At 42.7% G+C, this 14389-nt stretch carries 12 protein-coding genes; 4 read left to right on the plus strand and 8 right to left on the minus strand.

Features of this window, described 5'->3' with window-relative positions:
- Nucleotides 1–101: 101 nt before the first annotated feature.
- Entirely contained in the window at nt 102–578 is a 477-nt protein-coding gene (rimI, locus tag ACMHKH_RS05150) for a ribosomal protein S18-alanine N-acetyltransferase (protein ID WP_413519593.1), read from the plus strand.
- Nucleotides 579–658: 80 nt separating this feature from the next.
- On the opposite strand, the gene ACMHKH_RS05155 is transcribed toward rimI, so the two are convergent.
- The 3 genes from ACMHKH_RS05155 to trxB all read right to left on the minus strand — a co-directional run bounded on the left by ACMHKH_RS05155 (nt 659) and on the right by trxB (nt 3013).
- Nucleotides 659–1093: a MerR family transcriptional regulator gene (locus tag ACMHKH_RS05155; protein WP_413519594.1), complete on the minus strand. Its 435-nt coding sequence runs from the start codon at nt 1091–1093 to the stop codon at nt 659–661.
- 96 nt (nt 1094–1189) lie between these two features.
- Nucleotides 1190–1990, minus strand: a complete 801-nt coding sequence (gene aat / locus ACMHKH_RS05160) for a leucyl/phenylalanyl-tRNA--protein transferase (protein WP_413519595.1) — start codon at nt 1988–1990, stop codon at nt 1190–1192.
- The gene (gene trxB, locus ACMHKH_RS05165) at nt 1991–3013 is read right to left on the minus strand and encodes a thioredoxin-disulfide reductase (RefSeq protein ID WP_413519596.1); all 1023 of its coding nucleotides are present in this window, start codon (nt 3011–3013) and stop codon (nt 1991–1993) included.
- A 588-nt stretch (nt 3014–3601) separates the two neighbouring features.
- Between trxB and ACMHKH_RS05170 the strand changes: the two genes are divergently transcribed.
- Together ACMHKH_RS05170 and ACMHKH_RS05175 are read left to right on the plus strand one after the other, a co-directional pair.
- The gene (locus ACMHKH_RS05170) at nt 3602–6919 is read left to right on the plus strand and encodes a DNA translocase FtsK 4TM domain-containing protein (RefSeq protein ID WP_413519597.1); all 3318 of its coding nucleotides are present in this window, start codon (nt 3602–3604) and stop codon (nt 6917–6919) included.
- 256 nt (nt 6920–7175) lie between these two features.
- Nucleotides 7176–8669, plus strand: coding sequence for an amidase (locus ACMHKH_RS05175; protein ID WP_413519598.1), 1494 nt, complete (start codon nt 7176–7178; stop codon nt 8667–8669).
- A gap of 79 nt (nt 8670–8748) precedes the next feature.
- On the opposite strand, the gene ACMHKH_RS05180 is transcribed toward ACMHKH_RS05175, so the two are convergent.
- Both ACMHKH_RS05180 and rlmH read right to left on the minus strand, forming a co-directional pair.
- A complete protein-coding gene (locus ACMHKH_RS05180; protein WP_413519599.1) occupies nt 8749–9621 on the minus strand; it encodes a DODA-type extradiol aromatic ring-opening family dioxygenase in 873 nt (290 codons plus the stop codon).
- A gap of 165 nt (nt 9622–9786) precedes the next feature.
- Nucleotides 9787–10275 (minus strand): 23S rRNA (pseudouridine(1915)-N(3))-methyltransferase RlmH, encoded by a 489-nt coding sequence (rlmH, locus tag ACMHKH_RS05185; RefSeq protein ID WP_413519600.1) that lies wholly within the window; start codon nt 10273–10275, stop codon nt 9787–9789.
- 261 nt (nt 10276–10536) lie between these two features.
- Here rlmH and ACMHKH_RS05190 point away from each other — a divergent pair, with 261 nt between their 5' ends.
- A complete protein-coding gene (locus ACMHKH_RS05190; protein WP_413519601.1) occupies nt 10537–10983 on the plus strand; it encodes a DUF2147 domain-containing protein in 447 nt (148 codons plus the stop codon).
- Nucleotides 10984–11049: 66 nt separating this feature from the next.
- On the opposite strand, the gene ACMHKH_RS05195 is transcribed toward ACMHKH_RS05190, so the two are convergent.
- From ACMHKH_RS05195 to ACMHKH_RS05205, 3 genes are all read right to left on the minus strand, one after another.
- Nucleotides 11050–11586, minus strand: coding sequence for a DUF421 domain-containing protein (locus tag ACMHKH_RS05195; RefSeq protein WP_413519602.1), 537 nt, complete (start codon nt 11584–11586; stop codon nt 11050–11052).
- A gap of 141 nt (nt 11587–11727) precedes the next feature.
- A complete protein-coding gene (locus ACMHKH_RS05200; RefSeq protein ID WP_413519603.1) occupies nt 11728–12240 on the minus strand; it encodes an ABZJ_00895 family protein in 513 nt (170 codons plus the stop codon).
- Between the two features lie 39 nt (nt 12241–12279).
- The gene (locus tag ACMHKH_RS05205; protein ID WP_413519604.1) at nt 12280–14373 is read right to left on the minus strand and encodes a D-alanyl-D-alanine carboxypeptidase/D-alanyl-D-alanine-endopeptidase; all 2094 of its coding nucleotides are present in this window, start codon (nt 14371–14373) and stop codon (nt 12280–12282) included.
- Nucleotides 14374–14389: the final 16 nt, after the last annotated feature.

Genomic DNA, 14389 nt, shown 5'->3' on the forward strand with positions numbered 1-14389 from the left:
CTTACAATAGATAATAAAATGACAGTATCGATAGTCAACGATAATATAATTGATATTGAAGTAAGTAAAAAAATAAATAAATAAATAAATAAGGAGCTCTGATGTTTGCTATAAAAATGCTAACAGATGAACCGGATAGGCGTGGAGAAATGCTTGAAGCGGTGGCAACTATTGAAGCCATGGTTCAACTACAAGAGCCTTGGACTTATCAAACAATTGACGATCTTCTTGAACAAGATAGCATTGATTTGATGGCAGTCATAAATATCGCTGAAAATGAAGTCGTGGGCTATTGCTTATATCAGGTCATCTTTGAGCAAGCTGAAATACTACGTATTGGCACGCATCCAGAATATCAGCGACAAGGAGTTGCCTCAAAAATCTTTGCAAAATTGAATGAAGTATTAGAGACTCAGCAGGTAGAGGCGCTTTTATTGGAAGTACGAGCAGACAATACAGCTGCAATAGCGCTATATGAGCAGCAAGGATTTACGATGATTCATCGCCGCAAAGGCTATTATCAGTTAGGGCTTCAATCAGCAATTGACGCACTAATCATGCAGCGCACCTATAATTGATATCAGAAAATATTTGCAGTTTTTATCGTTTGAGAGCTAGAAAAATAATACATATCAAGTGTGATAAAAAAGGTCTTTTATTAACGAGAAGATAGCGTCTTTTTACAGACTTCAACATCAAGCTCATAGTTACTGTCTGCTTTCATTTTTCCGAGTATATCAATACGTTCGGACAACATATCAACCATTAAACTGATGGTCGCTTGCTGTTTTTTGACTTGTGCAAGTTTTTGTTCGGTAAGCGACAGTTGTAAGTTAATATCGAGCTGTCCATCATAATAATCGTTGAGACTGTCTTTTATTTCAGTCAAAGTAAAACCAATGGCTTGAGCGCTTTTTATCAGCTCGATACGTTCAACGCACTCAGGATGAAACTCCGTATATAGACGTGAGCCTGCCTGACGCTTACGAGATTTTAGTAGACCCAATTGGTCATAATGACGAATCGTATCTTTGGTTGTATTGGCGGTAGTCGCAAGCTTACCTATTAATAAAAAAGAGGTATCAGGTGCCATAATAAACTCATGATAATTAATCGGTTTAAGTCAAAGAGAAAGGGGTTAGATAGTGCTATGTTAATGAGAGATTTTATCTAAGATTAAAGTAATGGCTTAAATCTTTACTTGCCAAGGCTCTGCTTTGCTGAGCAGGGATACCGCTAGAAATTGATAGGAATCCTTGTTCCAACCTATTGAAGCAATGGGTATCAAGCTATCAAGTTGTGCTAGAAACTCAGAACGCCTTAAGGTAATAGCGCCCAAACTCATGAGATGATCGTTAGGTAATTGGCAGTCAACCAGTGCCACATTGCTTTGTTCGCATAAACGCATCAAGCCCCAAAATGCCAGTTTTGAAGCGTTAGAAGCGATATGAAACATCGATTCACCAAAATAAATACCGCCTATTTTTAAGCCGTATAGACCGCCAATAAGCTGTTCTTTATCATTCCAAACTTCAATACTATGAGCAAAGCCTTGAGCATGCAGCTCGCTATAGGCTTCAATCATCTCAGCATGAATCCAAGTATGCTCGCCCTCAGGCAAGCCATCACTACGTGGCAAGCTACAAGCATGGATGACATCATTAAAAGCTTGATTGAGCGTTAATTGCCAACGTGCACTATTTGCCTGCTTACGTAATGATTTACTGGGCTGATAATCGGTTGGCTGCATCACGCATCTGGGCTCAGGGCACCACCAAGCAATCGGCTCATCGTCATTAAACCAAGGAAATAGACCCTGCGCATAAGCAGAAATCAGCGTCTCAGAGGCTAAATCTCCCCCGATAGCCACAATGCCCATGCCGTCAGGATCTACGGTAGCCGGCTCTGGAAAGTTATAACGCCCAAGACTTTTGATATGTTGAACAAAAGCCTCAGGTGTTATATGACCATCGTTAGCAAAGTTGCTCATTTAGGCTTCTTTGTCAGCGGTCAACGTAGAGGCATAAGTATGGTCTTGAGCAACGGTTTCACCAATAGCATCTAGATATTTCTCAGCATCAAGCGCAGCCATACAGCCCGTACCCGCCGAGGTAATGGCTTGACGGTAAACATGATCTGCGACATCGCCTGCTGCAAAGACACCTTCAATACTGGTTTGAGTAGCATTACCATTCAGTCCACTATTGACGATAAGATAGCCGTCTTTCATCTCTAACTGACCTTTAAATAAGTCAGTATTGGGTTTATGACCGATAGCGACAAACATACCGAACACATCTAATTGCTTGGTGCTGCCATCAATCATAGATTCAATGACAACGCCATTTACGCCCATGTCATCACCAACCACTTCTTTAACGCTGCTGTTCCACTCGATTTTGACATTACCGTTTTTAGCTTTTTCGAACAGCTTATCTTGCAGGATTTTCTCAGAGCGTAAGCTATCACGGCGATGCACTAAAGTAACTTCAGCTGCGATATTTGATAAATACAGCGCTTCTTCAACGGCTGTGTTACCACCGCCAATGACTGCTACTTTTTGGTCTTTATAGAAGAAACCATCACACGTTGCACAAGCAGAAACACCAAGACCACGGAATTTGGTTTCTGATTCTAGACCCAAATACTGTGCTGATGCGCCCGTTGAGATAATTAGCGCATCACAAGTATAGTTGCCATTATTACCAGTTAACTCAAAAGGGCGCACGTTTAAATTGACTGCATTGACATGATCATAAACCAGTTCAGTACCAAAGCGTTCGGCGTGGGCTTTCATGCGATCCATCAATGCAGGACCGGTCAAATCATGTGCATCACCCGGCCAGTTATCCACTTCGGTAGTCGTCGTGAGCTGTCCGCCCACTTCCATACCGGTAACCATAACAGGCTCGAGGTTGGCGCGAGCCGCATAGACCGCTGCTGAATATCCAGCAGGACCTGAACCTAAAATAATCAATTTTTCGTGGCGTGGAGCCGTATTATCAGTTGCCATAAGATTTCCTTGCTAGAGCAATAAAAGTGAAAAGGTTCAACGTTAAAATAATAAGTAGATATTATAAGTATTATAAAAGATAAGCGTAAAAATGACGACGTATCTGGTTTTTATCGTTGCTATGTGATAATAACATAAGGGCTAAGAGCAAAAAGTGCAAGTTTGCTAAAACAAATATGGGTATCATTAGAACTAAAGCATCTGACGCTTGAATTTTTGGTGCCAAAAATGAGTCAATGTTCAAATATTTTGCTGTAAAAATACAGACAATCTTTCCTAATAGCGAGATTTTTGGCGAAATCAATGCTGGATTGATTTTCTTATGCGCTTTATTGATAACACGGTCGCCACGGCAGCTATGTATTTGTTATTATAAGAAGTTGTACGCTGAGCACAAAATAAAGACGGTAACGCGGTAAATATTTTACCGCAGTATTTTAGATAAAATTTTTGTGTTATTACCTTGCATCAGTAGCAACCTATTGCAGCAGTTTCCATCAGGAATTTATGTCAGCATGATTATGCTTAATCATGAATTGACCACCATTTAGTATTAATGACGAGTATTAACGACAAGGCAGATCTTACGTGATATCAGCACCAATTATTGATTATTTAAAAAAGGGCGTATTTACCCTTCTAGGATTACTCCTCGCAGTTTATTTATTCGTCATTTTGATGACTTATACTGGTAATGATCCTAGCTGGTCGCACATCAGTAGTGATATGACGACCATTAATAATATGGGCGGCGAGATGGGCGCTTGGCTATCAGATTTACTGTATAGCTTTTTTGGTTTTGGTGCGTGGTGGTTGCTGGCTTTCTTGGTTTATGAATCAGTGCTGATTTGGTGGGATAATAAGCCGACGTTTTGGTTATTACGCTTGGTTGCTTATGTATTTTTAATATTGAGCAGCAGTGCTTTATTTGCGCAAGTAATTGCTTTGGTGCAGCAAGTAGCAGATCCCATAACGTCAGGTCTAAAGGGTGTTGCGGGCGGTATTATCGGTCTTGAGCTACAAGCCCGTTTGGCACAGCTGTTATCACAGTGGGGCAGTGTGACGTTTTTGGCAGTGTTTGTCGCTATTACTGCCACCTTTGCCTTTAATATTCATTGGCTGAGCATCTATGAGAAATTTAAAACCTTGTCTTGGTTTGGCTCAGGGGTCAAAAATATTGATAGCAATCTTGATGATAGACAAATAACGCAAGAAGACAACACTGCCAATGCTACCAATGCTACTAACGCTGCCAGTAAAAAAGGTCGTGATACGGCGATAAATGAGAATAATACTCCAGAATATGAGCAATTACCGCTTGAGTTGCAAGCGGCTGAACAGGCCAATACTAAAGCGCAAGATGGTATAAGTGGTCGCTTCGGTAACGCATTGACAGATTTTTTATCGTCTTCAGGATTGGCTGCTAGTGTAAAAGCTTCTATGGCAGCTGCTGCACAAGTGGCGAGTGAACGCGCCAAACGAGAAGGGCAGTTACAAACTGCTGCTGCGCTACCTAGTAGCACCAGCATCTCTGAACACAACCTAAATAAAACCTCAGTATCTACTACAAACGCTACGCCAACGCCTATTAGAAAGGTTGAGCCAAGCTTTGCATGGAATGATGCAAATACGGTCGACGACTTATTAGCAACTGATGTAGCAACAGAACAAGACACGATACCTTATAATGCGGTAAATACGCCCTATTTAGAAGCATCAGTTGATAGCTCAAATATTCATACCTCTTTGTCTCAGCCAGTTATTGATACGATCGAAGAAAGTATTCAGCAACCGATTGAGCAAACCGTAACCAGTAAATTGGATAATGATACTGACACTGCTCCGACCATGCCAATTTCTGATACAGATATTCTTGAATCAGCGTCTAGCGTCGATAGTTTAGTTGATGCGTGGTTGGCAGAACATGCAGCAGTACCAGAAACGACTGAGGCCAATCATGAAAAAGAATTATCCGTCGTAGAGACATTAACAGGAACAGAAACTGCGCCTATTCAGCAGCAAACTGCTATCTCACCAAACGACTCTACTGACAAATTTTCTCATAATAGTTCAGCTGAATTGCCAATAAACTTGGAATCTTCTTTTAACGCTGATGTAGCGAATGCATCAGAAATAATAGATATGACGCCGACTAATACGCCGCCTGCTAATCCAAGAGCGCTCCCAATAGCAGAAAGCTCGATTGTTACAGCGAGCACTCCGGTCGCTACAGCAGCCAAACCAACCATGAGTTTTGCGGTGCCAGAAGGCGATAGTAGCAATCATATTACCGATATGATGCCGGAAGACGACAATGATTACCACGTCGCTGACGATATTGCTGCGCCTGTTATGCCTCATATTAGTGATGATATTGCATTCAGTCAAAAATCACGCTCGATGCAAACGGCTGCCTATCGTAGCAGTCTGTCACCGATTCCAGAACTTTCTATTTTAGATAAGCCAGATCCCAATCGTCAGCCAAGCTATACGCTTGCTGAACTCGAACAGTTATCAGAGCTGTTAGAAATTAAACTACAAGAGTTCAATGTTAAAGCAAATGTCGTCAATGCGATTCCAGGTCCTGTAGTGACCCGCTTTGAAGTAGATCTTGCTCCTGGGATAAAAGCCAGTAAGGTTACAGGGATTTCACGCGATTTGGCACGCTCATTATCAATGGCATCTTTACGTGTGGTGGAAGTTATTCCTGGTAAACCCTATATTGGCATCGAAGTGCCCAACAAACAGCGCGAAATGGTGCGCCTAATTGAGCTATTAGATACCGAGAAATTTAAAGACCCTAAAGCGCAAATCAGCATGGCAATGGGTAAAGATATTGGCGGCAAACCAATTATTACTGACCTTGCAAGAGCGCCGCATATGTTGGTTGCTGGTACGACTGGTTCAGGTAAATCAGTCTTAGTTAACGCTATGTTACTATCGATGCTGCTTAAATATACACCGAACGAACTACGGATGATTCTCATCGATCCTAAGCAGCTTGAGCTTGCTAACTATAATGACATTCCGCATTTGCTGACGCCAGTCGTGACCGATATGACTGAGGCGGCAAGTGCCTTATCTTGGTGCGTCGCAGAGATGGAACGCCGTTATCAGCTCATGAGCTTACTGAAGGTTCGTAAACTGAACGAGTTTAATAAAAAAGTTATCGCTGCTGAAAAATCAGGTAATCCAATGCTTGATCCATTATGGCGACCTAATGATAGTGTGAGTATCAGTCAAGCGCCAAAGCTAAAAACCTTGCCAATGATTGTCATCGTTGCCGATGAGTTTGCCGATATGATTATGCAGGTTGGTAAGCAGGCAGAGGAATTAATCACACGTTTGGCACAAAAATCGCGGGCAGCAGGGATTCACTTAATCCTTGCAACTCAGCGTCCATCGGTTGATGTCATTACCGGTTTGATTAAGGCTAATATTCCAGTACGAGCGGCGCTACGCGTGAACTCAAAAGTGGATTCGCGCACTATTTTGGATAGTGGCGGTGCCGAGGATATGCTTGGTAATGGTGATATGTTGTTCTTAGGACCTGGGCAGATTGAACCGGATCGTGTGCATGGTGCCTATGTCAGCGATGAAGAGGTTAATAGCGTCTGTGATGCCTGGCGTGAGCGCGGTGCGCCTGATTATATTGATAATATGGCTGGTAACTTCGAGTTATCGAGCCCCAGTGGCGGTAGTAGTGCCAGCGCCTCTGGCGAAGATGATGACCTTTATAATGAGGCCGTTGGTTTTATTATGGAGACTCGCAAAGTTTCTGCTTCTAGTATTCAGCGTAAGTTCAGCATTGGTTATAACCGTGCCGCACGTATTGTTGACTCTATGGAAGAGGCTGGACTGGTCAGCTCAATGGGGAAAAGTGGTAAACGTGAGCTATTGATGTAAACAGATAACGCGTACTTGAATACTAAAAAAGCGAGTTACTCAATAAAGTAGCTCGCTTTTTTGTCATTAGAATATAGGTAGTTATTCACGATTACCTTCATCATTAATAATAGACACTCATATTTTCAAATGACCAATGAGTTAGTTTATCCATCATAAATAGTGGGTTTTTATACTAAACTGGTTATTGATTATAAAATAGATACGTATTAATTTTTAAAATATTAATCCAACTACTCTCCAAGGAAGGTCGGTTATGTTTAAAGAATATACTCAGTACGACGCGATAGCATTGGCAGCATTGGTCAATGCAGGGGAAGTCAGCGCCAAAGAGTTGCTAGATGCGGCAGTTGAACAAGCCAATACGCTTAATCCAAAATTAAACGCCATCATCCACCGCTTTGATGAGCGTGCTTATGCTGCAGCGCAGGCAGGATTGCCAAAAGGTGTGTTTAACGGCGTCCCTTATTTATTAAAGGATTTATCATTTCATTTCGCTGATGAGCCGATTACGATGGGCAGTCGTAGCGTCAATATTATGTCAAAAAGTGATAGCGAAATTGTTAAGCGCATGAAAGCTACCGGTGTCAATACCTTTGGTAAAACCAATACCCCTGAGTTTGGTTTGATTATTACTACCGAACCAAAAGCACATGGCGTCACTCACAATCCTTTTAAAAAAGGCTATAGCTCTGGTGGCTCATCGGGTGGTAGTGCAGCGGCAGTGGCGAGCGGTATCGTACCAATGGCAGGCGCGGGTGATGGTGGCGGCTCTATTCGTTTTCCTGCGGCATGGTGTGGTACGTTTGGACTTAAACCTAGTCGTGGTCGTAACCCGATGGGTCCCTTATTTGGAGAGGGCTGGGAAGGCGCAGTTGCGGATCATGTGATTACCCGTAGCGTCCGCGACAGTGCTGCCATGCTCGATGCGACAAGCGGGGCAGAAATCGGTGCGCCTTATATTATCGCACCACCTGAAGGCACATTTCTAGAAGCCGCTATGCGCGCGCCAAGGCAATTAACTATCGCCTTGCATCAACAGCCGTTGGTTGCCAATACTGTGGTTGATAAGGAAGTGCTTGCAGTATTAGAGCAGACGGCTAAGCAACTAGAAGCGATGGGGCATCGTGTAGTGCCTGCTGAACCTAATATTAACATTGAACAGTTTTGGCATGATTTTTTGGTGGTAGTCTGTGCACACACTGCCTTTACTATTGATAATATTGAGCGCTGCTTCGGTGCTGAGCACATAAAAAACCTTGAACCGCAAACGTATAACATGGCGATGCTGGGACGTTCATTATCCGCCGTTGATTTGGCTCACGCTAAGCAAGGCTGGCATGATAGTCAGTATCAAACGGGTCTGCTATTAGAGACCTACGATATGATTTTGTGCCCAACCGTCCCAACGCCTGCCGTTAAACATGGTGTATTACCACCAAGTCGAATGGATGAGATGCTCATGCGTAGCGCTAGTTTGCTTAATAAAGGCGTTGATATGGGCAAATACGCCTTCAGCTCGGGCATGATTGAAAAGTTAAGCTCGCCGGTACTTGGTAAAATGGGCTTTACGTTATTGGGCAATATTACTGGATTGCCAGCTATGTCATTACCAGTCGGCATGAGTAAAAAAGGTCTACCGATTGGTATGCAGCTGATTGGGCGGATGAATGATGAAGAGACGTTATTGAGTGTTGCTGGAGAAATGGAGCGCGCCGGTTTATTTACCAAACCTACTTTTGAAAAGTAGGATTAAATGCCTGCATATATAATTGAAACTTTATATGTCTTGCGCTTTGAGTGAAGCGATTTAATCAAAGCGCCAAATGTTAATCAAAGCGATAGATATCCATGCCCAAACTGTGATGTACCATACTTTGATGCACTACTGAGACACGCTGACCAGTGCCTAAAGCAAAAAATAGCGGTAGTAAATGCTCATCGCTAGGGTGAATATCCTTATAGTCAGGATATTGCTGCCAGTCTAAGGCGCTTGGGATGTCGGTTTTAAGCTGTTGTAACAGCCAAACTTTAAACTCTTTTGCCGTTTGGTCGATGCTGTCAGCTTGCCAGCGTAGCGCTTGCAAATTATGGGTGATATTTCCTGAACCGATAATTAAAATCTCCTCATCACGCAGCTTTGCTAATTGCGCGCCCAACTGATAACAAGCCACACTGTCATAATAGTGGGGCAAGGATATCTGGACGATAGGGATATCCGCTTGCGGATATAGGTGTAAAAGTGGTGCCCAAACCCCATGGTCGCTGACGCGTAAGGGATTGACTCTACAAACGATACCACGTGCGCTTAGCTGCTGCGCCAGTGTCTCAGCAAGCGCTGTATAACCTGCCGCTGGATATTGCAGCTCATATAGCTCAGGAGAAAAACCTGAAAAGTCATGCCAGGTTTTTGGCTCAGGGTTGCTGCTGATTTCTAGTTTCGCTGATTGCCAATGTGCTGACATAATAATGATAGCACGAGGTTTGGGCAGGTTTTGTCCAATACGTGCCAGCGCACTGGTCGTAGCAGATTGCTCAATTGCCAGCGTTGGCGCACCGTGAGAGATAAATAGCGCCGGTAACTTAGGGCGCTTTGCCGCGCTCGATATGATAGGCGCATCTGCCCACGCTGCCGCTGCGCTAATAGGCGTCGACAGTGGATTGGTTAGATGCTTACGACTATTCTCGCTTGGCTGTTTCATATATGGCGCTTGAGGTGGTGCAGGTTTAGGATAGCTCATAGCCCATTTATTAGGGCGCAGCGCTATTTTTCAATCTATCTTTTTAGCTATTCTGTCATGACGATTGCTTCTCATGTTCTTTTATAAGTAATTACTTATAAAAGAACATGAGAAGCAATAGCCTTTTTAATTACCACGATGATAAGGGTGGTTGTTATTAATACTCATTGCACGATAGAGCTGCTCCATCAATACAACGCGCACTAACGGATGTGGCAGCGTTAGCGCTGATAGTGACCATTTTACATCCGCTTTCGCCAATACTTCGGGCGATACCCCATCAGCACCGCCGATGACCAAGGCAATATCATCGCCTTGCTGCATACCCTCTACCAATTTATCTGCCAAACCTTCAGTCGATAACATCTTTCCCTTGACATCGAGTACCCACAATTGCTCACGACCGGCTGCCGCATGAGCCGCTAGTATTGCCTGACCTTCTTGCTCGCGGTATTGAGCTAAGTTGGCATCTGATGGATTTTTGGCGCGTTTTGCTGCGGCGATTTCGACAATTTCAGTACTAAGCATCGGTTGAATGCGCTTGTGATATTCATCAAAGCCAGTTTGCACCCATTTGGGCATTTTGTTGCCTACCGTTAGAATTCTTACTTTCATAATAGCTGCCATTTTTATAAGCGGTTAAATAAAGATAACAAAAGTTTTTTAAGCTTAAGTTGATGTAACAAATAGCCCTTTTTAATACTAAACTTTTGTGCTTTAATAATATCCGACAAACAGTTGTTCTCTTATTATTACTTTAAGCGTTACTGCTATCTTTAATTATTAATGTAAAGAATAAAAAGAGTCTGACTATTATGTCTTTATGATAAAGCAAAATATGGGTTTTAAATATTTTTTAAGCGAAAGGATGCGTCCATGAATCGTACTATCTCAACTTTACTCACTCTAGGTGCCGGTGCACTATTTTCAACTTCTGTCTTTGCTGTGTCGTTAAATGGCACGCAGTGGCAGACCATTGATGATAAAACCGGTGAAAAAAAGGCTGTTATTCAACTGACTGAAAACGGTGGCAAGGTCTCAGGGAAAATCATCAAGGTACTCAATAAAGAAAAGGCTGATGCCGTCTGTACCAAATGCCCTGGTAGCCTCAAGAACAAGCCTGTTGAAGGTTTGCAGATATTAACAGGCTTAAAAGCGGATGGCAGTAACCAGTGGAGTGATGGTAAGCTCGTCGACCCAGAGTCGGGGAAAACCTACTCTGGTAAGCTGACGCTCAGTGATAATGGGCAAACCTTAAAACTACGTGGCTATGTTGGCTCACCTGTTTTTGGTCGCTCACAAACGTGGCAACGTATTAAATAATTGTATAAAATTACTCTCAAATAAAAGGACAGTCAATAATATTGGCTGTCCTTTTTATTCATGATATTACATTAACGGAGCAATAGTCTCTGAAACTGTGTCATCTAATTCTTTATCATCAGAAGAACTAAGCTTTGGAATAATAGTTAGTTTGGCATCCGACTCAAACACCACCGCTTCAACGTCATCAAAATTGTGAATGCCCTCAGAGCGCATGGCACACTCAATCTCTTGACGCGTTAAGCGCTCATCGCGCATAGCATCAGGCAAAAACTGCCCTTGGTAAAACACAATGCGCGGCTCAGACAATATAAAGCTGCTAAATTGCGGTGAAATAGAGGCGTATTTGGTGACCAAAAACTGTAATAGATAAAGCACCAAAATAGCAGACATACCCTCAATAACTGGAATGTCTTTGAGTAAAATCGTACTAGCGCTTAATGAGCCAATCATCACCGTAACAATCCAGTCAAAATTATTGAGCTGGGATGTCGAGCGCTTGCCTGAAATTTTGGTAAATAAAATAATCAAAACGTAAACCACGACTGTGGTTAATATAATACGTCCAAGCTTATCGATATTATCAAAAAAGAGCATGTCCATGTTCTAATCTCCTATTTATCAACATTCATCAGTATAAGGACAGCGTAACTGAATTCAGTCATTAATAGAAAAAAACTTTGTACTCACCTTTTTATGACAACAAATCGTTTATAAAACGTAATCATTCATCGCTAGAGTCACTTAAGCAGATTTACGATGAGGATCGAGCAAGCGATTGATAGCCCAAATACTAATGCGTGCACTGACTAAGCTCAGTACCAGTATCATGACCAAGGCAGAAATCAGTGGTAAAGGCTGCTGTATACTCATCTCAAGCAGTACTTCACGGCTGATGGCGTCGAATAAAAACACCCAAATTCCTAAAAAATAAACCATCGTCAGTAGCCAAACGACGATAACGCCACCAAACATCAAACGATTGATCTCATCTCTATATAGTGCGCGCTGTTGGTGCTTGATAAACTTGTGCACGGCAATATAAGCGCCCAAAACGATAGATAGCACGGTAACTAGCTGTGGATTAAGCGCAAACTTGGTTTGAATCATCATAAATATCGCGCTGGCAAGCATATAGCCAACAGCGAAAAACCCAACATAGAGCATTATTTTTGGTTGATTGGTAGCAGTATCTGTTAATAGGCCTTTGCGTTTTGATAGAGCAGATTTGCTAAGTGGCACGGGCTTACGTGACATAAAATGTCCTTGATAAATGAAATAAACCTAGCGTGAAAATTAATGTTGTGCTGTCCAATCTAGCATGACGTCTAGTACCGGTCTGGCAGTATAAGCGTTCAGCGACTGCTCACTGTTGATAAGTCCCACCACCACATAATCCTGTCCTGATAAGCCTTTAACATAGCCTGCCATTGAGGTCACATTATTTAAAGTACCGGTTTTTATCCAAGCTCGACCTATGGCTTTTGATTCAGGTAAGCGTTCGCTATGAGCCGAAATAGTTCCACTGACGCCAGCAATACCTAATGAGTTTACATAAGCGTCAAAGCTTGGATGGGCATAAGCATAGGTCAATAGCTCGCTCAAATTAGCGGCGCTAATAGTGCAATCGCGGCAAAGTCCTGAACCATTGGTTAGGTGTGGCGGCGCTGTGGTTAGATGGGTTTGCCACCAGTTATTTATACTTTGCAAAGCATCAGGATAGCTCGTCGTTGTGGGCTGACCAAATTGATATAAGCTATGCTGACTATTTATGGCTTTATTAATGGTTTTATCAGTAATGTTATTAACAGTTTTGTCCATAATTTTATTATAAGCACCTATCGATAATGCCACTTGCTCAGTCATCACATTATTAGAGAAGTGGTTGATATCATAAATCTGCTGCGTTAAATTTAAAGAAGGGTAGCTGACAAGCGGTAATGGCGACATGGATAGAGCGGCTAAACCGCGCGCTGATGTGGATTTTTTATTGGCATCATAGGGCGTTTCTTGTGCGATGACTTGACCCGTGAGGGTGTTGCCGAGAGCTTGCCACTTGGCTTTGATAACGCGAGCAGCAAAATCTTTGGCATCAGGGTAAGCCACATAGAATGCATGGTCACCGCAGCTGTCCGGTAAACCAGAATTTAGCGTTAACTGCGTTGCTTGCCACTGCGGTGCTAAGCTGTAGCGTGCTTGACCACAGGCAGATGAGCGTATATTTATCGTACTTGGCAACTGATAGTCTGCTAATAGCGGCGTATAAGTCAGCTGCGCTTGGGCGTTATTTAATGGAAAGCTTTGGATGCCAATTGTACTGAAATTCACCAAAAAACCATCAGGGCTGGCGTTATATGGACGCAAAGGTGAGTTATCAAATGCTGCAGGGTCTTTAGTGACCTGCTTAAAAACGGCGCTATCTACAATGATATCGCCGTCTATATGACGGATACCGCTTGCTTTTACTTTGTAGAGTAATTGCTGCAAACGCTCGTGAGTCATTTTTGGATCGCCACTACCTTGAATCACCAAGTCGCCAAGTAGCTTATCGCCGATGATAATGCCCGTATGATAAACGCGTGTATGCCAGACGAAATCAGCGCCCAAGGTATCTAAGGCAATAAAACTTGGTACCAACTTTATGGTGCTAGCAGGGGTGCGTGCGATGTCAGGCTGATGGCTCAGTAATGGTGAAAATGAGATTTTTATTGTCGCTTTACTGGTCGATTTTTTATTATCATTGCCTTTAACATCATTATCTTCATTATCTTCATTATCTTCATTATCTTCATTATCTTCATTGTCGCCACGATCAACAGAATGGTTAGCGGCGTTTAACGCATTTTCTGACAGTAATGACGGAATGCTTTCTAAGCTTTGATAGGTATAAGGGTCATCGGTATACGCATGTAGTTTTCTGTCATGCTGTTTAATGGTCTGCTTTTCGATGGTTACCAATGGGCTTTGGTAATTTGCTAGCGGTTTAGAACTTTGACTGTTTTGTTGCGGTTTTTGCTTGCTGTTATCATCCTCAGTATTGATATTATCTGAGCTTGAAGGCTGTGCCTGATTTACGGTCCTTGTACTGTCAATCACTTGAATGGCAGCGGGCAAGCGACTGGCGTTTTTGTCTCCCACTGGTGTAATGATAATGCTGATGTCTGCTGTGCTTAAATGAGCTCGCGCTAATGCCGTTTCAATCTCTTGTGGTAAGGCTGCTTGTGCTTGTAATGGCGTTAAAATAGATGCGATAAGTAACGTCAGTAAGGACAAGCGTTGACCAGTATTTTTCTGTGTTTGCAAATATTGGCTAATGGCTGCTAGAGTGGCAGTCATGCTTGTAGAACGGTTATCAGTTTTAAGCAGAATGGATTTTAGTAACGGGCGCATGAGCAGTCTATCATCA

This window comes from Psychrobacter glacincola, from assembly GCF_965118485.1.
Taxonomy (GTDB): Bacteria; Pseudomonadota; Gammaproteobacteria; order Pseudomonadales; family Moraxellaceae; genus Psychrobacter; species Psychrobacter glacincola_D.